Annotated in this window: 22 protein-coding genes; 17 read left to right on the top strand and 5 right to left on the bottom strand. The window is 58.8% G+C overall.

The genetic code is table 11. The features are described 5' to 3' along the window. Window positions 1-13 precede the first annotated feature (13 nt). From ACZ5G6_RS10905 to ACZ5G6_RS10885, 5 genes are read left to right on the top strand one after another with little or no spacing between them, the layout of a single operon-like run. Entirely contained in the window at window positions 14-448 is a 435-nt protein-coding gene (locus tag ACZ5G6_RS10905; RefSeq protein ID WP_498691473.1) for a carboxymuconolactone decarboxylase family protein, read from the top strand. Then, on the top strand, window positions 435-1,271 hold the full coding sequence (locus tag ACZ5G6_RS10900) for an N-acyl homoserine lactonase family protein (RefSeq protein WP_498691471.1): 837 nt from the start codon (window positions 435-437) through the stop codon (window positions 1,269-1,271). The genes ACZ5G6_RS10905 and ACZ5G6_RS10900 overlap by 14 nt, the downstream gene beginning before the upstream one ends. After that, on the top strand, window positions 1,268-1,582 hold the full coding sequence (locus ACZ5G6_RS10895; protein WP_055976432.1) for a putative quinol monooxygenase: 315 nt from the start codon (window positions 1,268-1,270) through the stop codon (window positions 1,580-1,582). The genes ACZ5G6_RS10900 and ACZ5G6_RS10895 overlap by 4 nt, the downstream gene beginning before the upstream one ends. A 12-nt stretch (window positions 1,583-1,594) precedes the next feature. After that, the gene (locus ACZ5G6_RS10890; protein ID WP_498691466.1) at window positions 1,595-1,813 is read left to right on the top strand and encodes a hypothetical protein; all 219 of its coding nucleotides are present in this window, start codon (window positions 1,595-1,597) and stop codon (window positions 1,811-1,813) included. Between the two features lie 37 nt (window positions 1,814-1,850). After that, window positions 1,851-2,795 (top strand): zinc-binding dehydrogenase, encoded by a 945-nt coding sequence (locus tag ACZ5G6_RS10885; RefSeq protein ID WP_498691464.1) that lies wholly within the window; start codon window positions 1,851-1,853, stop codon window positions 2,793-2,795. Between the two features lie 98 nt (window positions 2,796-2,893). On the opposite strand, the gene ACZ5G6_RS10880 is transcribed toward ACZ5G6_RS10885, so the two are convergent. Next, complete coding sequence (locus tag ACZ5G6_RS10880; RefSeq protein WP_498691463.1) at window positions 2,894-4,423, bottom strand: APC family permease; 1,530 nt, start codon at window positions 4,421-4,423, stop codon at window positions 2,894-2,896. A 371-nt stretch (window positions 4,424-4,794) separates the two neighbouring features. Between ACZ5G6_RS10880 and ACZ5G6_RS10875 the strand changes: the two genes are divergently transcribed. The 3 genes from ACZ5G6_RS10875 to ACZ5G6_RS10865 all read left to right on the top strand — a co-directional run bounded on the left by ACZ5G6_RS10875 (window position 4,795) and on the right by ACZ5G6_RS10865 (window position 7,934). After that, window positions 4,795-5,523 carry a TetR family transcriptional regulator gene (locus tag ACZ5G6_RS10875; protein ID WP_498691462.1) on the top strand — a complete coding sequence of 243 codons (729 nt, stop codon included), beginning with the start codon at window positions 4,795-4,797 and terminating at the stop codon, window positions 5,521-5,523. Window positions 5,524-5,915: 392 nt separating this feature from the next. Beyond that, complete coding sequence (locus ACZ5G6_RS10870) at window positions 5,916-6,317, top strand: nuclear transport factor 2 family protein (RefSeq protein WP_498691460.1); 402 nt, start codon at window positions 5,916-5,918, stop codon at window positions 6,315-6,317. 156 nt (window positions 6,318-6,473) lie between these two features. After that, window positions 6,474-7,934 carry an aldehyde dehydrogenase family protein gene (locus tag ACZ5G6_RS10865; protein ID WP_498691459.1) on the top strand — a complete coding sequence of 487 codons (1,461 nt, stop codon included), beginning with the start codon at window positions 6,474-6,476 and terminating at the stop codon, window positions 7,932-7,934. Window positions 7,935-9,118: 1,184 nt separating this feature from the next. Here ACZ5G6_RS10865 and ACZ5G6_RS10860 read toward each other — a convergent pair. Together ACZ5G6_RS10860 and ACZ5G6_RS10855 are read right to left on the bottom strand one after the other, a co-directional pair. Next, the gene (locus ACZ5G6_RS10860) at window positions 9,119-10,783 is read right to left on the bottom strand and encodes a FumA C-terminus/TtdB family hydratase beta subunit (protein WP_498691457.1); all 1,665 of its coding nucleotides are present in this window, start codon (window positions 10,781-10,783) and stop codon (window positions 9,119-9,121) included. 6 nt (window positions 10,784-10,789) lie between these two features. After that, window positions 10,790-11,977, bottom strand: coding sequence for a CaiB/BaiF CoA transferase family protein (locus ACZ5G6_RS10855; RefSeq protein WP_498691454.1), 1,188 nt, complete (start codon window positions 11,975-11,977; stop codon window positions 10,790-10,792). Window positions 11,978-12,227: 250 nt separating this feature from the next. Here ACZ5G6_RS10855 and ACZ5G6_RS10850 point away from each other — a divergent pair, with 250 nt between their 5' ends. From ACZ5G6_RS10850 to ACZ5G6_RS10825, 6 genes are all read left to right on the top strand, one after another. Further along, a complete protein-coding gene (locus ACZ5G6_RS10850; RefSeq protein WP_498691451.1) occupies window positions 12,228-12,941 on the top strand; it encodes a GntR family transcriptional regulator in 714 nt (237 codons plus the stop codon). A gap of 681 nt (window positions 12,942-13,622) precedes the next feature. Then, entirely contained in the window at window positions 13,623-14,711 is a 1,089-nt protein-coding gene (locus ACZ5G6_RS10845) for a zinc-binding dehydrogenase (RefSeq protein ID WP_498691449.1), read from the top strand. Between the two features lie 25 nt (window positions 14,712-14,736). Then, window positions 14,737-15,612, top strand: coding sequence for an HpcH/HpaI aldolase/citrate lyase family protein (locus ACZ5G6_RS10840; protein WP_498691446.1), 876 nt, complete (start codon window positions 14,737-14,739; stop codon window positions 15,610-15,612). A gap of 91 nt (window positions 15,613-15,703) precedes the next feature. Continuing rightward, entirely contained in the window at window positions 15,704-17,194 is a 1,491-nt protein-coding gene (locus ACZ5G6_RS10835) for an NAD-dependent succinate-semialdehyde dehydrogenase (RefSeq protein ID WP_498691445.1), read from the top strand. Window positions 17,195-17,464: 270 nt separating this feature from the next. After that, window positions 17,465-18,124: an SDR family oxidoreductase gene (locus tag ACZ5G6_RS10830; protein WP_498691442.1), complete on the top strand. Its 660-nt coding sequence runs from the start codon at window positions 17,465-17,467 to the stop codon at window positions 18,122-18,124. A gap of 105 nt (window positions 18,125-18,229) precedes the next feature. After that, window positions 18,230-18,874 carry a TetR/AcrR family transcriptional regulator gene (locus tag ACZ5G6_RS10825; RefSeq protein WP_498691440.1) on the top strand — a complete coding sequence of 215 codons (645 nt, stop codon included), beginning with the start codon at window positions 18,230-18,232 and terminating at the stop codon, window positions 18,872-18,874. A gap of 540 nt (window positions 18,875-19,414) precedes the next feature. Here the strand turns inward: ACZ5G6_RS10825 and ACZ5G6_RS10820 are convergent. Further along, window positions 19,415-20,713 carry a glutamate-cysteine ligase family protein gene (locus ACZ5G6_RS10820; protein WP_498691438.1) on the bottom strand — a complete coding sequence of 433 codons (1,299 nt, stop codon included), beginning with the start codon at window positions 20,711-20,713 and terminating at the stop codon, window positions 19,415-19,417. A 98-nt stretch (window positions 20,714-20,811) separates the two neighbouring features. Further along, the gene (locus ACZ5G6_RS10815) at window positions 20,812-21,225 is read right to left on the bottom strand and encodes a GFA family protein (protein ID WP_498691436.1); all 414 of its coding nucleotides are present in this window, start codon (window positions 21,223-21,225) and stop codon (window positions 20,812-20,814) included. 213 nt (window positions 21,226-21,438) lie between these two features. Here ACZ5G6_RS10815 and ACZ5G6_RS10810 point away from each other — a divergent pair, with 213 nt between their 5' ends. From ACZ5G6_RS10810 to ACZ5G6_RS10800, 3 genes are all read left to right on the top strand, one after another. Next, window positions 21,439-22,905 carry an aldehyde dehydrogenase family protein gene (locus tag ACZ5G6_RS10810; protein ID WP_498691435.1) on the top strand — a complete coding sequence of 489 codons (1,467 nt, stop codon included), beginning with the start codon at window positions 21,439-21,441 and terminating at the stop codon, window positions 22,903-22,905. Between the two features lie 72 nt (window positions 22,906-22,977). Continuing rightward, a complete protein-coding gene (locus ACZ5G6_RS10805; protein ID WP_498691434.1) occupies window positions 22,978-23,364 on the top strand; it encodes a nuclear transport factor 2 family protein in 387 nt (128 codons plus the stop codon). A 78-nt stretch (window positions 23,365-23,442) separates the two neighbouring features. Next, window positions 23,443-24,108: a GntR family transcriptional regulator gene (locus tag ACZ5G6_RS10800; RefSeq protein ID WP_498691433.1), complete on the top strand. Its 666-nt coding sequence runs from the start codon at window positions 23,443-23,445 to the stop codon at window positions 24,106-24,108. The last annotated feature ends 46 nt before the right edge of the window (window positions 24,109-24,154 follow it).

The following is a 24,154-nucleotide window of genomic DNA, read 5'->3' as shown; positions in this document are numbered from 1 at the left end:
GAAGGACACCACTATGACCATTGATCTGAACGACCAGATCGCCGAGGCCCAGACCTACATCGACGACATGGCGCGCAAGCGCGGATATGTCCTCGATTACCACAAGGTAATGGCCAAGCACGATTTTCCCGTACTCCAGGCGGCCAACCATGTGGTCTCCGCCGCCTATTTGGATGAGCGCACGCTGGACCGTAAGACCAAGGAACTCATCTTCATTGTCAGTCTCACGGTCATGCGCGCCTCCAAGGGGCACATCCAGTCCCACATCCGCGTAGCGCTTGACCTTGGCCTGACGCCCACTGAAATCCTGGAAGCAATCGAAATTTCGCTTCCGGAGGCCGGAGTCGTTGCATTCCAGGCCGGGTTCGAGGCATGGCGGGAAGTTGTGGGGGCCGACGGACTCGAACCATCCGTGGCAGTTCACGAGGGCGGCAATGGCGCCGGCTAAGAACGACGGCGGCTACCGGGTTGTCGTCGTTCGCGTCGGCACCCGGGCCACTGAACGCAGCGATGTCTACCTTAACTACCGTCTGTACGGGGAAGACGACGGTCCGGCCACCGTCGACTACTACTTCTGGGTCCTTCAAGGGCCAGGGGGCACCATCGTTGTGGACACAGGCTTCGGCGAAGAAGCCGGGCGCCGGCGCGGCCGTACCCTGCTGCTGCACCCCCGGGAAGCCCTTGCCCACCTGGGCATCGACCCGAATGATGTTGGTGACGTCATCGTGACCCATGGCCACTACGACCACATCGGAAACCTTGATCTGTTCCCGAACGCCCGGATCCACATTGCCGAAGCTGAATACCGGTTCTGGACTTCGCCTACAGCGGGACACGTCCAGTTCTCCTTCTACGCCGAAGACGGTGAAATAGACCAGCTTCGCCTCGCCGAAACCCAGGGGCGTCTCAAATTATTCTCGGGCGAAACGTCACCGGCTCCGGGCATCAGGCTGCTCGAGGTCGGCGGACACACTCCCGGGCAAGTAATTGTCTACGTCCCCACTTCGGAGGGCGACGTTCTGCTGGCCTCAGACGCTGTCCACTTCTACGAGGAGCTTGAACGCGACATGCCCTTTACGGCAATCAGCGATCTGCCGGCCATGTACGAAGCTTTCTCTTTCATCCGTGAAGAGGCGAGTCAACGCCGGCTTACTGTCGTCGCGGGCCATGATCCGGATGTTCTGACTCGATTCAGTCCCTGCCAGGAACTCCCGGCCGGGGCCGCCGTGGCCATCGGCTCAACCAACCAAGACCAAAAGGAGAAATCATGACCAGCACCTTCAATGTCGTTGCCAGATACAGAACCAAGCCAGGAACCACGGAAGAGGTTCTGGGACACCTGCAGAAAATGGCAGCCCAAACCCGCGAAGAACCCGGCAACATCTCCTACGAATTCTTCCGCGGAGTCGAGGATGACAGGAAAATCGTCATCCTCGAGAGCTACCACACCGCCGAAGACTTCGATCTGCATCGACAGACGCAACATTTCCTCACCATCGGAGCTGTCCATATCATCCCCGAGCTGGAAGCGCGGACCGTTTCCACCTATGTCACTGCCAATAGCCCCGCAGAAGCTCCTTAGGAAGGCACGCGGATGAAAACAACTTCCACCACCGAAGCCCGGATCAGACAGAACTGGTCCGGGCTTCGGCCTGCCCAGGCCGTCCTGGTTCGCGAATTAGTAGGTGAGCGATACCCAGCGACAGTCGACACGATCACCGAGGACTGCACCGTCATCTGGGTAGTCTCAGACACCACTCATCAGCGCAAGGCTTTCGACTACCGCGAAGGCGTCATCGTCTCCCCGGCCTAGTCACTAGACCCGCACAGAACGCACATTCGGAGAAGCCATGGAGCATTCACCACCCGGCACGTCAACAATGCGTGCACTGGCAGTCAGCCCTGAGGCACCTGGACGAATCGCTATTCAGGATGTCCCTACGCCTTTAGTAAATCCTGATGAAGTCATTGTCGAGGTTCATGCCATTTCCCTCAACCGAGGCGAGATGCGTGCGCTTCGCAGTGCGCGCCCAGGCGTCATCCCCGGCTGGGATTTTGCCGGGGTCCTCCTCGAAGACGTCGGTGACGAGCTAAGGGCTGGCTCGAGGGTCCTCGGCGTTGTAGAACACGGTGCCTGGGCAGAGATGGTCGCCGTGCGCCGGGATTCGATTGCGGCAATTCCTGATGAGGTCACGTTCGCTGAGGCGGCAGCCTTGCCAACGGCCGCCCTCACAGCTTTGCGCACATTACGGCTGGGCGCGACGGGCCTCGGTGATCATGTCCTGATCACCGGGGCCTCCGGCGGTGTTGGCCAGTTCGCTGTTCAACTCGCCGCACAAGCAGGAGCTGTGGTTACGGCTCTAGTCTCCCCGGGAACGGACGCCGAGGCGATCAGTTCTTTGGGTGCCAAGAACGTTGTTACCAACATCGAGCGCGTCCGCGACCGTTTCGACGTGATCATTGAGTCGGTTGGAGGCCAAGTGCTTGGCCGCGCGCTGTCCATGCTGGATTCACGTGGCCGCTTGGTTGCCTTTGGCAATTCGTCAGACGAGCCAACTACCTTCAACGTCCGCGACGTCTACAACGGGGCTCTGGTCAAGATCCTGGGTTTCGAACTGTTCTTTGACCCGCTTCCATTCGGACGCGACCTGGCAACACTTCTGGAACTCACGGAGAAAGGTGCGCTCAAACCGCAAGTTGTCGACGTCCTGCCATGGGATGACATGGCTGTCGCGCTTGGAAGGTTGGGGAACCGCGCTGTCGGCGGAAAGTTGATCCTCACGACTAGGAACTGAATAAAGTCGCCGTCTGGCTTGCAACAAAACGAACGCCAAGAATGCCGCCCCCAAACGATTGGGGCGGCATTCTTGGCGTTGACGAGAACTACGCCTGGCTAGGCGTCGTCGGCCGTCGTCGATAGCACGCGGCCGAGCCCTTCGTACGCCGCCGGGCGCTTGGACTTCAACCAGAATGCGATGAGGAGGCTGAAGACAAACCAACCGATGCAGAACCACGGGATGAGACTGACCCAGATGATGTCGCCCCCAAGAGTGCTGAGATTCGACCACAGCAAGTACAGGGCACCGCCCAGACCAAGTGCTCCGATTCCCGGGGCCAGCATGGTCCGCCACCAGTGAGCGTGCATTCGGTGCTCTGGCAGCCGGTGGTAGCGAATGGTAGCAAGGGAGCACAAAATCTGATTAAGCATGACCCAGAAGGTACATGCGATCGCGAACCAGCCGAAGACCTCGGAGTAGGCGGCCGTGTTGAAGTCGTGGCCAGCGAATTCCTGGGCCGAAGGAGCAGCAAAGTAGAAAGCCGTGAAAAGTGCCAGAATGAACGCCGCTCCAAAGAATGTCGCAACTGCAGCGTGGTGCGGGCTTCCATGACGCGGGTGTGTGTGGCCCAACTTGCCGGGGAATAGCACACCCTCACGTGCAATCGCGTAGATGTAGCGAGAAACCGTTTGGTGGAAGGCCAGCACGGACGCGAAGCAGCCGGTTATCACAAGCCAGTTGATGCAATCGGCAGCCCAGGCGCCTACGTAGGTTTGAGCGAGCGAGATGTAGGACTGACCCAGCAGGCCGGTTGTCTCATCCACCACTTTGCCGGTTCCGAAACCAGTGATTGTTGCCCAGGCCGTGAGGAACAGAATAAGGCCGATGCCAATGACCGCAAGGTATGTCGCCAACGGTACAAGCTTTTTGGGGTTTTTGGATTCTTCCGCGTAGTTGGGTACCACCTCGAATCCGAGCCAGGACCAGAAGGCGAAGAAGATACCGATGCCCGGAGCGATCCCTCCGAAGGCGTTGATGGGGTTGATCGGCTCAAGGCTTACCCCCTCCGGTCCACCATTGATGAAAATGGCGCCATTGACGATAGCGAGAATGATAATTTCCCCGATGAAAAGGACGCCCAGCACCTTGGCTGAGAGTTCGACGCCGAAGTACGATGCCACAGCGGCAAGGACCAACGCAATGCCGGCGATGACAAGCCAAGACACATCCATACCGGTGGACTGCTTCAGGGCGGCAGAGCCGAAGTAACCGATCGCCCCCAACACCGCAACCTGGACGCACAGGTACCCCAGCATCAGGGACAGTCCTGACGCCAGCCCGAGCGGTTTACTCAGACCGTTGCTGATAAAGCTGTAAAAGCCGCCGGTTGCGCTGAGTCGTCGTGTCATGGCTACATAACCGACTGCGAAACAAAGGAGCACGCCCATTGCGACGATGAATCCAGCCGGAGCTCCTACCCCGTTGCCGAACGCGACCGCAAGCGGAATGTTGCCCAAGCAACCCACCAAGGGGGCTGCGCTGGAGAAAGCGAGAAGAAGAATGCCGACGAGTCCGAGTGACCCTGATTTGAGGCGGTGCACGTCGTGTTGTTCGGTTGCCACTGGTGCAGCACTGGGTGTTGCCATGATAGATCCTTCTGAGGAATTTCGGGCTGCTTTGGATACCAGGCCGAAGAGTTCTTTGAATTGATGTTGGATAGGGGCAGCTAGGAGTTGGGGAAAGATGCTGCTCCGGAAGGCACTGGGACAGCCTCCGGGTCCGGGTTCACCGCGCTGGAAGTTGGTTGTGCCGTGATTCGCTCCAAGACTTCTGCTTCCAGCGACTCCGGAGACTGAAACATATTCATGTTTCGTCTTTGCTGAGTATGGGGCATATGATGCACATCACGCAATAGGAAATCCGAAACTTGCCACGGAAGCGAAAATGTCCCCTTAGACTTGGCGGGATTAGCGGCTAACGGGCCACACGGTGACGCAACAGGTTGGAGGCGACCTCATTGGGCCAACGCTCGGGGCGCAGCGAAGAGGAAGCGCAGTCATTTTCCACGAGGGACGCCGGGGCGGTCGTCAAGCTCCTTCCGGATTCGCTACCAGAGCTCTTGTCGGAAGCCTCAGAAACGTTCGGCGCCCACCGCAAGGCAGTCCAAAAGCGCAGCCGATCAAAAATGGCCAAGGTCCTTGCCGCCGCCGTTGAGCTTTTGGTCGAAAGTGGACTTGAGGCGGTCACGACCACTACTGTCGCTGCCCGGGCAGGCGTGTCGGTCGGCTGGCTCTATAACTTCTTTGACGGTCGCGAAGCCATTCTGGAGGAAATCCTCGTCTCCTGTCTCCAAGATCTCGATAGTCGTCTGGCCGATGTCAACTTTCACCTCGGGGGTTCCGACTGGAGGACGGGTGCCGAAGCCGGTGTTGATGCCCACATCAAGTTCTTCAACGAGACACCGGCTTTTCGCGCCATCTGGTTCTCCACGGAGTTCACTGGTCGGATGCTTCGCGCGAACCGAATTCACGACGACGAACTTGCCACGTATTTGGCAAGGAGCATCACCGCGGTGCGGGCGGATGCCCCACAAGTCCCACTCGACGTTGTAACCCAGATCTTCGTTGGCATGCTCGACAAAGGCTTCGACCTTGCCTACCGAGAGTCACCCGATTACGGCAACACGACGCTTCTGCGCGAAATGAGACGCTCGAGCATCGACTACCTGGCGGCGTACCTTCCATAGCGCGATCCGTGGTCAGCGCCCGCGAAGAGCGGGAAATTACCGACCCAAAGCTGCTGGCTGCGACCGCGCATAAACGCGCAACGGAACTTCGGCGGTTATGAGATACCCACGCGGGAGGTGGGGCCAGGGAATGAGCCCCAGGCCGCAGCCCCCTTAGTAAACGAAAACTCTTGGACGACCGTCCACTTAGGCAAGCACCCATGAGTTCCCGATCTGCTCCAGCACCGCGGGTCACCAGCCGCCTCCACCACATCTCGACGGAACGAGAGAGAGGCCCGGCGCCACCCAGAAAGAAATCCTCGCCCGGGTCTAGAAATTGAAATATATTTAGGTTTCAATAGTGATGTAGCCCACGCGGCACCACTCCAACCAAACTAGACAAAGGAAGCAACATGTCTGATACCACCGTAAGCAAGAACATCAAGGTCATCCCCACGGGCGAGTTTGAAGCTGTCAAGGCTGCCATGGCCGGCTACTTGGAGGGCCTGACTGTCGGCAACTTCGACCGCATCACCGACTCATTCTGGGACGACGCCACCATGCATGGCTTCACCGCTGCAGGCCTGACGGAAGGCACCTACAAGAACCTCAAGCCCTACGTTGACCAGTTCGGCGCAGCGCCGGATTCAAAGTGCCACCTTGACGTCCTGGCGATCACTCCCAGCACCGCCGTCATCCGTATCGACATGGAGGATAACGCCGACGGAACCGACTACACCGACTTCCACACCTTGATCAAGCAGGACGGCACCTGGAAAGTCATCGCCAAGGTCTTCCACCAGTACGGCATCTAGGACAAACCAGCAGGCGCCAGGGGGAACGCGTCTCCCGCTGGATGCAGATGGTGAACCAGCAGTGCAAAGTATGCATACTTTTGCCATTCGTATCACATTTTGAATCATTAGACATTCAGGCCCCAGCTGGGACCATTACTCTTAGGAGAACCCTGCGTGAGCATTGCAGATATGACAAGGCCAACTCAAGGGGTCGATTTCTTCGACTCCTACGCCCTGTCCGTAAACGGTGAACTTGTCACATCAGAGACCACATTCGAGGTCCACAACCCCGCTACTGGGGAGGTGCTCGCTCTAGCCCCGGATGGGACGCGACTGCTCGACGAAGCAGTTCAAGCCGCGAAAACGGCCTTTCCAAGCTGGTCTTCACTTTCTTGGGAGGATCGTGCGGAGTACTTGAACCGATTCGCTGAGGCCTTGGAGGACCAGAAGGATGATCTTGCGCGACTCCTAACGCTGGAGCAAGGCAAGCCGCTCGCCACTCAGGCAGCATTTGAGGTGGGACTTGGCATCGGCTGGGTTGCCGAAGTTGCGAAGCGTCAACTTCCCGCCGAAATCGTGGAAGACACGAAAGATCACACTGTTGAAGTCCGTCGCACCCCCCTCGGCGTTGTGGGCGCCATTGCGCCCTGGAACTACCCCGTGTTGCTGGGTTTGTGGAAGATCGCGCCTTGCCTAATCACAGGCAACACCATGGTGCTCAAGCCCTCGCCGTACACACCCCTAAGCACGCTGAAGTTCGGCGAGATCGCCCAGCAGATTTTCCCTGCCGGGGTACTCAATGTGCTTTCCGGTGGCAACGAACTCGGGCAGGATATGACCGAGCATCCTGACATCGCCAAGATCAGCTTCACTGGTTCCACAGCGACGGGCAAGCGTGTCATGGCCAGCGCTGCGTCGAACTTGAAGAGGATCACCCTGGAACTTGGCGGCAATGACGCTGCAATCGTCCTGCCGGGAGCCGATCACAAAGCGTTGGTGCCGACCCTCTTCTGGGCGGCTTTTGGCAACTCGGGACAGTGGTGTGTCGCTGTGAAACGGCTCTACATCCATTCCAGCGTCTACGGTGATTTCCTTGATGCGTTTGTCGCCTACGCAAAGGAACGCGTGGTAGGCAACGGCCTGGATCCCGAAACCGAGCTCGGGCCCGTACAGAACACTATGCAGTACAACAAGCTGATCGATCTCTTCGCCGATATCCGAAAGAACGGCTATAGCGTTCCCGTGGGTGGCACCATCGACGAACAGCGGCCTGGCAATTTCGTTCCGGTGACAGTCGTTGACAATCCGCCTGACACCAGCCGGATTGTGCGAGAAGAACCCTTCGGACCCGTTCTGCCGATCCTGAGCTACGACGACATTGACGAAGTGGTCGGTCGGGCAAACGACACCCAGGCAGGACTTGGAGGATCTGTATGGGGCCCTCCCGATCAGGCTGAGGCCGTGGCCCGACGTCTCCAGACTGGAACTGTCTGGGTCAACGAGATCCACATCCACGGTGTCGATCTTCCGTTCGGAGGCCACAAGCAGTCCGGCATGGGTGTCGAGAACGGCGTCGAAGGATTGAGCGAGTTCACCAACCCTCAAACGCTTATGTTTAAGAAGGTTAAAGTCTAGCCTGACACTGGATCGTTCGCTGATCCGTGCACTCCAACTGGCTGAATGATCACCCCGGGGGCGGAGAAATGTGTTTCTCCGCCCCCGGGGTTTGTCGTTTAAGTAAGCTTTCGAACACTGGCAAGCAGGACGTTGCCTCACTCTTCATGGCACACAAGTCCCGTGACATAGACCCCACGGCCCAAGCAGGTCCGGCTGGCCCGCGGCAGTCTGGTACGAGACCCACGTGTGGGATTGAGGGTGACGAACAGATTTACTGATGTCCTGGAGGTTCAGCACTATGGTCTCGCAACTATTCACAAGTTGAGCGGAGCACGCGCGCAGGGTTTGGACTCGACCAGCGTGGCGTCGCTGCGGCTCCTGAATGGAGCCCGGCACGACGTCTTGGCGCGCTGGTACAAAATGAGCCGTCGGAGCCAGCGACGCTTGCCAAAGCGACAGTCCATGTCTTCCCCACTGCGCTGAACGTCTCAGGACTCTCTTGAGCATCTTTGCATTTGCCATTGCCGAGGGTTCAAGCGAAGAGAGTCCGCTGGAAACACCGCGTGCACTAGGGCCTGGAAGTCATGACAGTCGAGTCATCCAAAGAATCAGGGCGATCCGACGTTGCCCCCGCAGTGATGACCGGCATCAATTCGACGAAGTGACTGCCGGCGCGTTCGTGACTGAAGTCCTTCCGTCCGATCCGTCATGCATTGTAGGTCCGGAATAACTGTTCGTCCGCACGGGCCGAGTTGTTCCCACGAGGCAATTGACGCTCTCAGCTTTTTCAGCGGCCATTTCCTACTCCTGGCTGCCGTTGATATCCCGGCCGGCCGTCTCCCCAGCTGGAATCGATCCACATCTGCACCCCGTCTACTCGACAGAACATTACTCGTGGCTGGGCGCCATCGGCGGCAAGCCATAACATCTGATCATCGAGGGTGACCGAGTCGACGATTCCGGATCCTATAACGGTGAAGTTTCGGCGCAATTCCACGAACTGGCCCACCACAGGGGCCCACTCCCGCTGAAAGTGCAGTGACAAAGAGCTCTCCTTGAGTTTGACAATCCAGCCTTGCCGGCGTCCTTCGAATTCCGTGTTTTGCCGGCAGGCAACTTCTTCGCCGGCAAGGCGAATGATGGCGGACTTGGTCTCGCGAATGACGGTCAGGCTGGCCGGTGCGGTTTCCCCTTTAAAGGAGTCAGGAGCTCCTGGTGGCGCCCAGCGTCAGGAAGGTGCTTTTGTCCTTGCGGAAGAAGTCGTTGCCCTTGTCATCGACGACCAAAAATGCGGGAAAGTCCTCGACCTCGATTCGAAAAACGGCCTCCATCCCGAGCTCCGGGTAATCGATAATTTCAACGGACTTGATGCAGTCTTGGGCGAGCCTGGCCGCAGGCCCCCCGACGGACCCGAGGTAAAAGCCACCGCGCCGACGGCATGATTCCGTTACAGCGGAGGATCGGTTTCCTTTGGCCAGCATCACCAGCGATCCGCCCAGAGCCTGGAAATCTTCCACATACCCGTCCATCCGGCCCGCAGTCGTCGGCCCAAAGGACCCCGAGGGCAGGCCTTCCGGCGTCTTCGCTGGACCTGCGTAGTAAACGGGGTGATCCAGGATGTATTGGGGAAGCCCTTCGCCACGCTCGATCCTGGCCCTAAGTTCTGCGTGCGCAATATCTCGCGCGACGATCATCGTCCCGGACAATGAAAGGCGGCTGCTGATGGAGCACATGCTCAACTGCTGACGTATCTGCTCCATGGGCACATTGAGGTCAATCGGGATCGCGGCTGAAGAATCGGTGATCGCTTCAAGGCCGGTGCTCGGGATGTACCTGGCTGGATCGCGCTCCAATTCCTCAAGGAACACACCCTCGGGACTAATCTTGCCCAGAATCTGCCTATCGGCGGAACATGAGACAGCGAGGGCAATTGGTAGTGAACCTCCGTGCCGTGGGAGGCGTACCACTCTCACATCGTGGCAGAAGTATTTCCCGCCAAATTGAGCACCAAAACCGATGTTTCGCGTTAACTCGAACACCTTTTCTTCGAAACCTTTGTCGCGGTAACCGTGACCAATATCGCCTCCCTTCTCCGGCAAAGTGTCGAGATAGTGGGCCGAGGCAAGCTTCGCCGTCTTGAGTGCGTATTCCGCCGACGTTCCACCTATGACTACCGCCAGATGGTACGGCGGGCAGGCGGCGGTACCGATACTTTCGATCTTTTCCTGAAGGAAAGTGAGCATGCGTTGTTCGTCCAGGATGGCCTTTGTCTCCTGATAGAGAAACGACTTGTTAGCGCTTCCGCCGCCCTTGGCCATGAAGAGGAACTCGTACTCGAGCCCCTTGCCTAACGAAATTTCAATCTGGGCAGGAAGGTTGGTTCGTGTGTTGACTTCCTTCCACATGTCCAGAGGTGACAGCTGGGAATAGCGCAGATTGAGCTGCTGGTAGGCGTCAAAGATCCCGTGAGAGAGGTGTTTCCCGTCGTCTCCATCCGTCAGAACGCGGTGGCCCCGCTTAGCCGAAACGATGGCCGTTCCAGTGTCCTGGCACATTGGAAGTACTCCGCCCGAGGAAACGTTCGCGTTCTTGAGGAGGTCCAGGGCGACGTAGCGGTCATTCGGTGAGGCCTCTGGGTCATCGAGAATTTGTCGAAGCTGGGCTAGGTGATCTGGGCGGAGAAAATGGGAGATGTCCCTGATAGCTTCGTTGGCAAGCAGTTGAAGCGCACGAGGCTCAACTTCCAGGAAACGATTCTCCCCCTCCCCCAAGACTCTGACGCCGTCGGCCGTAAGCCTCCGCATTCTGGCGGACGATGGCCGCACGGGCAGAAGATCGGTGTAGTGCTCATCTGCGAACGTGTCCATGGGCTCTCAGTACACCCCTTCCTGCTCCAAACGTGCGCGCGCCGCCTCGTCGTATCCAATGGATTCCAGAATTGCTTCCGTGTGCTGGCCTACATCTGGCACTGGATCCATGCGTGGAGTGTGACCACTCAACGTGATGGCGGGCAGTACGGCCCGAACTGGCCCAGCAGACGTCGCGACGCTCTGCCACCGGTTTCGGGCCACTAGCTGAGGGTGCTCAAGTACGTCGACAACGGGTCGGAGTCTGGCATGGGCAATTTTGGCCTTACTTAGCCGCTGTTCCATTTCTTCGCCGGTGTTCAATCCGAAAATGCCGTTAATCGCTTCATCTAATTCAACCCGATTCGACACTCGTTTGCTACCGGAATCAAAGCGGCAGTCCACAGCGGTCTCGGGCAACTGAAGAACGGTTTCGCAGAAGGACGTCCATTCGCGGTGGTTCTGGATGGACAGGACGATTTCGGTACCGTCACCTGCTACGAATGTGCCGTAGGGGGCAATTGCGGCATGGCTCGTACCGGCCCGGGCGGGCTGCTTCCCCCCGTATTCGGTGTAGTAAATCGGGTAACCCATCCACTCAATGAGGGAATCGAAAAGGCTGATCTCGACATGGGTTCCTTCGCCAGTTCTCTCCCTGTTGTACAGGGCGGCGAGGAGTCCAGCAAACGCATACATGCCAGCGCTGATGTCTGCAGTTGGGATACCCGTTTTCGCCGGGGCGTCCTCCGAACCGGTGATCGATACAAGTCCGGTCTCGGATTGAATCAGAAGATCGTAGGCCTTGGCATCACGATATGGTCCGCTTGAGCCATATCCGCTGATGGAGCATGTGATCAGTCTAGGAAATTTACGCCGGAGTTCAGCGTCGCCCAGCCCCAGACGCTCGGCTGCAGATGGCGCGAAGTTCTGAATGAAGACGTCTGCCTCGCTCAATAGGCGATACATGATTTCCTGCGAGTCGGGGCGCTTCAAATCAAGGGCGATGCTCTCCTTTGAGCGGTTTAGCCAAACGAAATGGCTCGATAGCCCCTTGACTGTTTCATCGTAATCCCGTGCGAAGTCGCCGCGCCCGGGCCTCTCAACCTTGATGACTCTGGCCCCAAGATCTGCCAGGTGTCGCGAGGCGAACGGCGCAGCCACGGCTTGCTCGCAGGAGACGATCGTAATGCCCTCCAACGGAAGTCCAGGAACCATCTCATATCTCCTTGGTGTAATGGATCTAGTATGCACCAATTTAGCATGTATGCATGATCTGCGAAATCCTACATACATGCGACCCCGAAGCCTAGTGCTCAATCCGTCGTCTGACTCGTCGGCCGGGGAGGTGCTACCCGCAAGGGCTGATGAGAGGTGGATGCCCGAGCGGCCGAGCCACGAGGACCTTCGGGTCATATATCGATTGGCGGCGCGATGTATAATATGCGTAAGAGCGTATTAAGCGGGCATGACCACGCGCCTGGAAGACTGGGGAGATCACAACGTGCCGATAAACCCGATTACTAAGCGTGATCAAATAATCATGGACATGCGGGCGCTCATTCTTTCAGGTGAGCTCCCCCGCGGAACGCGGCTCCCCCAAGACCACTTGGCGAAGCGCTTTGACAGCAGCATCACCCCGGTCCGCGAAGCGCTCCGGGCCCTGGAGTCGGAGAACTTAGTGGTTTCCGAACCGCACCGGGGAGTGCGGGTCGCTGGCATCTCGTTTGAACGCATTAAGGCCACCTATATTGTGCGCCGCCTACTGGAGGGCTATGCGATCCGCCGGGCCGCCACCCGCCTTTCCCCGCACGACCTGAGGCAGGCGGAGCAAGTTCTTGAGCACTTGAACGAAGCCACACTCCATCAGGACTCCGAAGCCATTCGAGAACTTAACCACCAGTTTCACTTCTTCTTCTACGAGCGATGCGGCATTCCGGCCCTGGCGGACGAAATTGAGAACCTGTGGAGGGCGTTCCCATGGGACATGATGCTGTCCTCCCCCGAGCCTTCCTACACATCGGAAATGGAGCACGCAGCCATTCTGGATGCAGTTAAGGCTGGCGACCCGGATCGCGCATCTCACGCGCTCGAAGTACACCTCGGACGAAGCTTTGCCGATTTGGCCCAGCGAATTACCGGAGAGGTGCGCCCGGACCCGTTCGACATAGATAACGACTAAGACGTCAAACCGCTCGTCGTTGTCTTCGATCGCCGACTGGGCGGTCCTCTCCGCGTGGCACCACATCCACATGGGCGTGTAAACGACGGCGCCGGCCCCCTCAGCTTCTTTGCTCGCGTAAACAACACCGACCAAGAGTGCCTCCACCGCAAGGCACGAACCCATCTATGCCCATGAACCCAAACGTTTCTTTATCGGCGAGGGCGATTAACCCGCACGTCCGTCCAGAGCGTCGCACAGGCCTTCGTCGGTTCGGGCGACGCCGGGCAGCCTTCATGGGCCGCAGATCAATATCGATGGCCTCGCCCGACTTCCACAGCCACTACTCCGGGTTGAAGCGGGGTGGGGACCACGTGGAACCACGAGACCGCGGGGTTGGACAGCGATTCCCCTGTTCACCACATGACGCGCCGATTTACCAATCGCAGCCCCTCCTGAACGGGGCGCCTGCCCTCCGAGGTAGTTAGCCAGACCTCGGGACACCGGGAAACGATGCATCCCCAATAGTCCTCGGCACACCAAGGGCTCCGTCGATCCGTTGACATCCGCGCGCTCGGTGGTCCAGTATTGAGTCTACAAATCATGCATTCTTTTTTGTTTTATGTATGAAATACGTGGATGGACGCCCGGCAAAGGCGGACCCCGAACAGTCACGTGCTGAGCATGTGAAGGAGAGAGATAATGCGCGGCATAACGACGGTGTTAACTGCCCCTAATGAAGTGGAGCAGCGAGAATACGAACTCCCGAAGCCCCCGGCCGGAGGACTGCTGCTGGAAATGCTCCGCGCCAATGTCTGTGGAACAGAGGTACACATTCTTCATGGGCAGCATCCGCTAATTCAGCCAGGTTGTGTGCTGGGTCATGAAGGGGTGGGTAGAGTCCACCGTTTGGGCGAAGGGGTTCGACGCGACTTCGCTGGTGAGCCTCTCAAAGTGGGAGACCGTGTGGTTGCTACGTACTTTCAGGTCTGCCGGCGCTGCCCCGAATGTAATTCAGGACACGGGAACTTGTGCAGAAACGCCTACAAGGGCTGGTCATCCCCTGCCGAGGTGTCTCCTCATTTCCACGGGACCTTCGGAACTCACTATAGCGTTGGTCCCGGGCAATACGTGTACAAAGTTCCAGACACCATTTCCAGCAAAGCGGTGTCCTCAGCGAATTGTGCTCTATCCCAGGCCTACGCCGGGTGCGAAGTGGGCGGCATTCGCCGCGGGGACAAAGTAGTCATCTTAGGCGCGGGAGGACTGGGCATCTGCGCATCAGCCGTCGCAAGTCAGATGGGCGCGGAAGTCTTTGTCGCTGAAATGACACCGCAGCGGTTACACAAGACCTCAGATTTTGGGGCGCACCATCAGATCGACCTATCTCCAGCGAAGGACGGTAACGAACGTATCGAGCTTATGCGCCAAGCAACTGGCCACGGAGCGGATGTCGTAATCGACATGACTGGTGTACCTGATGCGTTTTCCGAGGCGGTCGGATCCGTCCGGCCCGGAGGCACGATGGTCTCCATCGGAAGTATCAGCCCCAACAGGTTTACACAGTTCGACCCGGGCTCATTCACTCGTTCCGGCATCCAGATCCGGGCGTCCATTCGCTACCCCTCGACAGTCTTGGGAAAGGCTGTTTCATTCATCGAATCAACCCCACAGTTTCCGTGGGAAGTCTTAGTTGACGCCGACTTCGATTTCGAGCGCGTCAACGATGCCCTGAAGGCAGCCGACGCGCGAGAGGTAACCCGTGCCAGCTTGGTGATTGACAATGGCTGAGGCCGCGAACCATAGACAGGACCACGTGCCGCCGCGAATTACAGAATCGGCTGATCCCATTTCCCCTCATCACGTTGTGGCCGATGCTGTGACGGCACTTTTTGTTCCCGGCAGTCGCCCGGACCGCTATGCGAAGGCCGCCTCATCACTCGCCGATCTGGTTATTCTCGATCTTGAGGACGCCGTGGCACCCGCGGACAAGGCAGATGCGCGCACGCACGTAGTCTCGGCCCTGAGCAACCGCGGAAACCTCCGAGCAGTGGTCCGTGTCAACGCAGCAGGAACTCCCCACTACGCCGCGGATGTAACGGCGCTCTCTGAGCTATCGGAGTCCGCGGATCATGGGCTACTCGGCGTCATGGTCGCCAAAGCCGAGGACTGCGACGCACTCCAGCAACTCTCTCGCTGGACGCAGCCACTCAATCTGGCGCTTGTTCCGCTGATCGAATCAGCGGTTGGCTTGGTCCACGCACTTGAACTGGCCAAAGTGCCGGGACTAACGAGGTTGGCATTCGGAGCCATAGATTTCGCACTGGACATTGATGCTGAGTTGGACGACCGCTATCTGGACCATGCGCGATCCTCACTTGTCTTAGCATCCCGTGCTGCTGGCATCAGCGCGCCTCTCGACTCCCCGTCCACAGACATCAAGGCGATGGAGCGGGTCAGCGATTCTGCACGGCTGGCTCGCAGTTTCGGATTCGGTGGAAAGCTGTGCATACATCCCGCCCAAGTCGCCGAAGTCAATTCCGCGTTCAAGCCTACGGACGGGGATGTTGCTTGGGCGGAACGCGTCGTTGGCGGCGACCTGGCCGTTCTCCAGGTGGACGGACAGATGATAGACAAACCCGTCATCGAGCGTGCGAAAAGAATTCTGCGGCGCGCCACGAACCGTAAGTAATACCCACGCCCCGCCACTCCTGGGGGCCAGAACGGCGGCCTGGTGAAGGCCGCCTGAAGAACGACGTAACGGAACTCCGAAGGGAACAAGTATGGCAAATTCGAGAATCACACTGGCCCGCGAGCAAGAGCTGCTCGCATCAGTGCCTACGAGCCTCCTGATCGATGGTCAATGGCGGGCGTCGGCCGGAGGAGGGACCTTCGAAGTTGAAGACCCTGCCACGGGTAAGGGCTTAGCCATACTGGCAGATGCCACCAGCGACGATGCTCTCGCGGCGCTCGATGCTGCAGACAAAGTCCAGGCGGGCTGGGCGCGAACGGCGCCCCGCGAGCGTGCCGAAATTCTACGTCGCGCCTTCGAAAGCGTCCTGGCCAAGGCGGATGATTTCGCGCTCCTTATGACATTGGAAATGGGCAAGCCCCTTGCAGAGGCGTACTCAGAAGTGGCTTACGGCGCGGAGTTTCTTCGCTGGTACTCGGAAGAGACCGTGCGGGACTACGGCCGCTACCTTACGAGCCCCGACGGAAAGAATAAGATCATTGTTCAGCGCAAGCCTGTAGGTCCGTGCCTGCTCATCACACCGTGGAACTTCCCGCTTGCAATGGCGACTCGCAAGGTAGCGCCGGCGGTTGCCGCAGGGTGCACGATGGTTCTGAAACCGGCCGCCCTCACGCCGCTCACATCGCAGCTCTTTGCGCAGGTCATGATGGAGGCAGGCCTGCCAGCTGGGGTACTCAACGTCGTAGCATCCTCAAACGCCGCCGGAATCTCTGGCCCTTTACTGAAGGATCCGCGTCTTCGGAAGATTTCGTTCACAGGGTCGACAAGTGTCGGTAAGCGCTTGATGGCAGCCGCTTCAGAAAATGTCTTGAGGTCGTCCATGGAACTTGGCGGTAACGCGCCGTTCATCGTGTTCGAAGACGCCGACCTGGACAAGGCGATCGAAGGTGCAATGGCCGCCAAGATGCGCAACATGGGCGAGGCTTGCACTGCTGCAAACCGTTTCCTCGTTCACGAGTTGGTGGCTGACGACTTTACTCAACGCCTGGCTAAGCGGATGGGCGAACTGAACCCAGTCCGTGGCACCGAGCCCTCGTCCACCCTTGGCCCGCTGATCCACAACGAAGCGCGTGAACAAATTCATGGCTTGGTCGCCGCGGCTGTGGCGGAGGGAGCGACAATTGCTGCAGGAGGAAAAATGGTGCTTGGTGAGGGCTATTTCTACGAGCCGACAGTTCTCGGGAATGTCCCCGGTACGGCTGCCATCCTCAGCCAGGAAATCTTCGGACCGATCGCGCCCGTGACGACGTTCGCCTCCGAAGAGGAGGCCATCCAACTGGCTAATTCGAGTGAATACGGCCTCGCAGCTTATCTCTTTACACGCGACTACAGCAGGCTTATTCGAGTCGCCGAACAAATCGAGTTCGGAATGGTGGGCTTCAACGCGGGGATGCTGTCCAATGCCGCGGCCCCTTTCGGCGGAGTCAAACACTCCGGGCTCGGAAGGGAAGGCGGCGCCGAAGGGCTTTCCGAGTACACGAGCGCGCAGTATATCTGCGTTGCTGATCCTTACGCTGACTAGATTCCACGTGGCGAGACAGTTCCAACTCCGGTAGACGGGCTTTGATCCAACATGTGTCGTGAGCCAACTCCGTCCGCCTAATGACTGGGCGGACCGTCAGCTGCTTATGCAACCAGGCTGCCAGCGCCGGGCCGGGTTGCATCAGCTGCGTCGTTCGAGCCCCGTGCTTTCTACAGAGGAGGAGTCATGACCTGCTCCCCTTGCTTGGGGCTCAGTGCAATACGAATATGCAAATCGACCGAAACTGCTGACTGGAGAACGGAACGGTAGATGCAGGTATTTCAGATGGACGCCGCCGCTGGAGGCATCGGCTGCCGCCTTGCAATGAAACTGGCGACTTGTGGCGACACAGTTACAAGATTGCTTCAAGATCATGGACAGCATCCTTCATTGGGCGCGCCAGGGACGAGATCAGACGGCAGGGGACGGGTCGGTGTCACAGTCGAAGAACTGGCCGGGATGATGTCAGGCCATGACGCCGTGGTGTTCTGCGGTGGTCCGCACCAAACCGACTCAGAACACACGACGGCTATCGACAGCAAGGGACTGGAGAAAGCAGTCCAAGCTGCAATCCAAGCGGGAGTCTTTAGATTTCTGCTGGTTTCCTCCTTTCCCGAGGCCTCACGCGATGCACGGACGGCCGAAGGGTTTGAACACTCCCTCAGGGTCTCGAAGGCCTCCGAGTCATATCTGGTCTGCAGCGGGCTGGACTGGATCATCGTAAGACCAGGGTATTTGCTGGAGGGGCCGAGAGGTGGTCGCGTCAGTGCTGACTTTGCTTTGCCGTATGGTTCAATTCCGGAAGAGGATGTGGCAGATTTTGTTCATTTAGCATTGCACGAAATTGGTTTACACCAGCGAATTATCGAACTCACGGCTGGCGGCGTGCCCATCCTTGAAGCGGTCCAACGACTTGCTCGGCAGTTTTAGAGTCTCTCATACGTGTACAGCTCTTATTTTGTGTGCACGATCCGTCACGGCGCCACACGGCCTTCGGTGACCCGGCAGGCGTCCTTCGCAACGTAGCATAGGGGGGTGACACTTCGAAACATCATGGATGACATCCCTATTCAAGTGGGAGTGCACAAGGAAGCACTGCAGCATCGAAGCCGCAAAAAACTGGCACTCACCCTTGAAGTTACCCGCGGTCTTCTCGAAGAAGGCGGGCCACAGGCCGTAAGCACTACGGCTGTTGCTGCTCGAGCTGGTATTTCAGTGGGCTGGCTTTATAACTACTTCGAGAACCGCGACGCCCTCTTGGAAGAGATACTCGTTGGTTGCCTAAGAGGTCTCGACGGCGCCATGGCGGACGCCGGGATGGACTTGAGTGGGCCCGACTGGCGTCCCAAAGCTGATGCCGGCGCGCAAGCCTGCCTTGACTACTTCAGCAAAGACGCTTCTTTCCGCGCCATATGGTTCTCAGGGGAGTTCTCGGGACGGATGATTCAGGTCAACCGTCTCCACGACGACGCCTTAGCGGCTTGGCTGGCCGGGACCGTCACAGATCTCCGGCCAGATGCGCCAAAGGTCTCGATAGGAACCGTCATGGAGATCTTCGTCGGAATGCTCGACAAGGGGGTCGACTTGGCTTTCCGTGAAAGCCCGCAGCATGGTGATCAGGAGATCCTAGACGAAGTACGACGCGCCAGCGTCGATTATCTGGCAACGTACCTGCCATAGGCTCCTGCTGAAGGCCGCAACATGCCGTCAACAGATAGCTCAGGTTTGAATCCCTCCGGGATCACCACCGTTTGGCCGGGCTATCCGTGGAAACGAACGCATGGATACGGTGCCTTCCTGGCTAAGTTATCGCGCGGCGAATTCCTGCCCTTCAGGGTGCCTTCGTCCGCAATCCCGTCCGTTGCTCCTAAATCCGCAGCCGGCCCCTCCGTGGGAACAATTCGTCCCACTCCCCCGTTCCTTGGCTCATAGTTGGCGCTATTCTCAAGGCGGTGGTGCGCGGACGTGTGGCAAGCACGCTTTGGCGCAGGATCCAGTCGATGGACTCAGAACCCCGGGTGCCCGGCAAGCAGTGAACTTCCGTGGAGCAGTACGTAACAGTGACCGAACAGACCATTGACCCCTATCCGACGGTCATCGATGAGATGACCAGAACGAAGACGTACTCTGGGTGATTACGAGTCCGCGCACCTTCGCCGTGCCTTCGACTACCGCCAAAGGGTGGTAATCGCCCCCGCTCAGCCCGGATTCGTATAGGACTCACGCGCCGAGGGTGCAGCCATCCAACGCGCAGCCCTGCCCGCGTGCCGCCCATTCGGACGGATGATCATCTGCGGGAGAAAGACCACGGAACGTCCACTTCTCCCCATACTCCTCAACCTGCCCGGCCGTGCCTACCGTGGCCGGGTCAAGCCTGAGCCGATCCGCCGCCAGCTCCATTAATTGCACGGCCCGAGCTGCGATTCCCGGGTCCTCGAGGCCGAATCGCGCAGCAGTTTCCCAGCCCTGAGAGCCAGCACAGATGCCCCTAGCTTGAGCAGTGGTTGCAGGATCAGCGATGAGTGCGGCAACTACGGCTGCTGGAACGGCCCACCAGCAGCCAGGCTGCGCATCGATGTACCTGACCTCAAAGTAGCCTTTGGGTCGAACGTGTGGAAACAGTGTGCTTAGATGCTGCTGCAGGTCCGCCACCGTGGGCGGTTGTCTATCGGGAACCACCGACTTCCCCATCAGTAGCCACTCCCGAAACGTCAGTCCCGCCGGAGCTCGCCAGTCACCCTCCGACCGTCGGATCATCATAAGTGGAGCGTCGAGGGCCCACTGGGCATAGCCAGTGCCAGGATCGCGATTATCGCTGAAGCTCGGCACACCGGTTCGGGTCGGGTCCAGAGCGAGCCATGCGGCAAGTCGTGTGTTCTTCCATCGGCTCCGTCGACCGCTAACCCAACCGGAGTTTGCGAATGTGGCGGCCAAAACCGGCCCAATGGAATACAGAAGCTTCCAACGCTCACGGATTTGGCAGGCATTGGCGCCCGCTTCGACGTTGACCTGAACCGACGCAGTCGAGCACATCATGGTGGCGCCGGCCGGGGCCCACTTTTCGAAATACTGCTCCATCGAAGAGTAGCGTGCGGCCCGCGTAATCCGCTTGGGCTCCCCATAGGGCGCCAGCCCAGCGCCTACCAAGGACGCTCCCAGACCGTCCGCCCGTTCCCTCATAAGATCCAGGCTGTCGTGTACGGAGCGGATGACTTGCTGGAGACTGGCTTCCGGGCGCGAACTGAGCTCAAGCTGCCCGCCGGGTTCAAGAGTAAGACTTCCCGCAACATCCAGATGCCCCAGTTCCGAGAACAAACGCCGGTAGTCATCGTCATGAAATGGGTGTTGGAGAGACGGGTCTCCGACGCGTCCGGGGAGGAATTCCAGTTCGAGTCCGATGCGTCCGGCTGGGCCGGCTGTGAAGCAGGAGCGCGCGATCCACTCCTCGGCACCAGCGACTGTCAGGGGTTTATCCTGATGATTCGCCAACTGATGGGTACGAGTCTCGGTCGAAGTCATTGGTTTGGGAGTCCTTATTCAACTGAGGGTTGGGCGTGCCGCCCCCAGACGCGACACACCCAACCCCGATTTTCATGCTTGCAGCACGTGCGCCTGGATCAGGCGGGAATGTCGCCGTCGTACCGCTCGGCACCGGGGAGTGCCTCAACCCACGGCTGCGCCGAACGGCACCAGACCTCTACCGTGGGCTTAAGCCGCGAAGTGTCGTTCAGTGTCCCTGCCTTGACGAAGGCCAGACCGGGCATCGCGTCGATGCGGCCGACAATCGGCGAACCGCACTCGCCGCAGAACGAACGGTTGGTGTTTGTTCCGTGCTCGGTGCCTACGGTGACAAAGGTCTTCACCGCGTCGCCGGTGATCTTCAGGTTCTGATCATCTACGCCAATAACGAGGGAATATGCGCCCCCGGTTTGGCGCTGGCAGTCGGTGCAGTGACAAAGAGCCGTGAACTTCGGCTCGCTATCGATCGTGTATGTCACTTCGCCACAAAGGCATTGTCCGTCGAGTTTCATGGGTGCTCCTTGAGCGTCGTTGATAAGGGAGTTACGGAGTACGCCTTCTCGTGGCGTCGATCACATCCTAAGTTGAAACATTATCGCATTTCAATATTTGGCGAAAGATCTTGATCCCCCAACAGTGACCCGCTAAGGTGAAACATGAATCTGTTTCAGCATTCTTCCAATCGCCGGCTTACGGCACAAGACGCAGCACAACAGGAGAAGCACATGGGAGTTTCCATCACAGAGGGTGCCCGCACCATCACACCCCCGAACTTCAACGGACCCTACGGACTGCTCGTTGATGGCAACATCGTCCACACTGAGGACCATTTTGACGTCTACAACCCGGCGACGAACTCGGTCCTCGCATCCGCACCCCAGGGCACACGGGAACACATGGAACGCGCCATCGGTGCCGCCAAGCGGGCTTTCCCCGCGTGGGCAGCGCTGACCGCAGACGAGCGCGAAGCGATCATCGTCGAATTCTTCGAGGCCCTCGAAGCCACCAAAGAAGAGTTCATTACCTTGCTCTCACTGGAGCAGGGCAAGCCACGACACAATCAGGCGACGTTCGAAGTTAACCTTGCCAACCCCTGGATCCCCAACACCGCCAAATCGAGGCTGGAGGACAAGGTGCTGGTGGAGGACGATGAAAAGCGCGTGGAACTTCGCCGCTCACCACTCGGCGTTGTGGGGGCCATCATTCCGTGGAACTACCCCTACCTTCACGTTCTGTGGAAGACCGTCCCCGCGCTGATCACCGGCAACACCGTAGTTCTCAAGCCTTCTCCCTACACCCCGCTCTGCGCATTGCGGATCGGGGAGCTGGCAGCCCAGGTCTTCCCTCCCGGCGTCTTCAACATCGTCACAGGCGGCAACGAACTTGGGCAGATCCTCACCGAGAGCCCCGACGTCGGGATGATCACCTTCACAGGATCCACGGAAACCGGTACCAAGATCATGGCTTCGGCTGCCGGCACCATCAAGAGGGTCACCCTCGAACTGGGTGGAAATGATCCTGCGATCCTGCTCCCGGACGCGGACTGGCAGGACGCGGTGCCGCAGGTATTCAACGCCGCCTTCGGAAACTCGGGTCAGTGGTGCATCGCGGCCAAGCGCATCTACGTGCACCGCTCCTTCCACGAAGAATTCGTCAACGCACTCGTGGACTATGCCAAGACACAAAAGGTCGGCGACGGCATGGATCCCACCAGCGATCTTGGTCCCATCAATAACCGCATGCAGTACGACAAGCTTCGCGACCTCTTCGAAGACACTCGCCGCAATGGCTACGACGTCCCGCTCGGGGGCACCATCGACGAGTCCCTGGACGGGAACTTCGTCCCCGTCACCATCGTCAACAACCCTCCCGAAAACAGCCGCATCGTCCAGGAAGAACCTTTTGGGCCGATCGTACCCGTCCTTGTGTACGACGACGTGGACGACGTCATCGAGCGCGCCAACGCAACCATTTTCGGCCTTGGCGCAACTGTGTGGGGACGCGACGAGGAGCGAGCACTGGCCGTGGCGGATCGCATCGACTCGGGCAACGTCTGGGTCAACCAGGGCCAGAGCCACCCGGACCACGCACCGTTCGGTGGCCATAAGCAGTCGGGCCTGAGCGTCGAACACGGTGATGAAGGCCTGGCCTCGCACACCAACAACAAAACCGTCGTGATTCGTAAGCGCTGATCCACCGCGTTTCCTAAACCCAACCAACCGCCGGGTGCCGCCGTGGGACCCGCTCATTCACAAGGAGAAACCATGCCCAAGAACCTCAAAGTCGTTCCGACCGACGAATATGACCAGATCGTCAGCACCGTTCAGAAGTACGTCGAAGGCCTGCGCGTTGGCAGCCCCGAAGGCGTCGCGGAAGCCTTCCACGCAGAAGCCACCATGTACGGCTTCACCAACGGCCAGCTTCTGGGCGGCCCCGTTAAGAACCTGTACGACTTTGTTGCGGAAAACGGCGCCGCTCCGGACGTCAAAACCCGCGTGGACATCGTCGGCATCACGCAGACCACTGCCGTCGTGAAGGTTGACATGGAAAACGATGCCATTGGTGCTGACTACACCGACTTCCACACCCTGTTGAAGCAGGACGGCGAATGGAAGATCATCGCCAAGGTCTACCACCAGTACGAGGCATAGTCGAAGAGAACCGGGGGAGGCTTACCGCCTCCCCCGGTTTTTTCGTTGTTACTGGTATCCAACACGCGAGGGGCGAGAATGATTTCGGAGACAATCCAGCGAACGGCCGCGCCATTGCGCCAAGAGGTGGTCGCCGCCCTTCGACGGGCGATCGTTACCTCCGAGTACAGTCCTGGGGAGAGGCTGGTCGAGACTGCGCTTTGCGATAAGTTCTCCGTCAGTCGGACAGTGGTTCGTGAAGCACTGCGGCAGCTGGAATCCGAGCAATTGGTAGTGACGGTGCCGAACCGTGGGCCCGAGGTGGCAACCCTCACACCCACCGAAGCCCGGAGCCTCTACGAAGTTCGTGGCGCTTTGGAATCGCTCGCCGGAAGCCTGTTCGCCCAGCGAGCCACAGAAGCTCAGCGCGGGCAACTCGTTGCAAGACTCTTTGACATCCGAAGAGCAGAGTCAGCAGGCGGGGCGCAGCAGTTGCTCGCCGCGAAGGACAACTACTACGAGGTACTTCTGGCCGGCGCTGGCAACAGAGAAATCTCGGGCATGCTTCAGCAGATCAATGCCCGCACTCAGGTACTTCGGGCCCTCTCGACGAGTTCCCCTGGGCGGAGTCAACTAATGTTGTCCGAGTTGACGGACATCACCACGTCAGCGGCCATCACCAGAGATCCCGAGGCGGCCCGGCGGGCTTGCGAAGTACATGCGTCGAACGCCGCGGACGCCGCACTTGGTGCCATGGCACCCTAAGCCTGGACACCCGTGAAGGAATGGGTAAACACGAGGGAAGGGAGGC

It is taken from the genome of Arthrobacter sp. TmtSoilC51, from assembly GCF_055388015.1.
The sequence above is the reverse complement of the archived record's forward strand: the minus strand, read 5'-3'. Positions and strand labels throughout refer to the sequence as shown.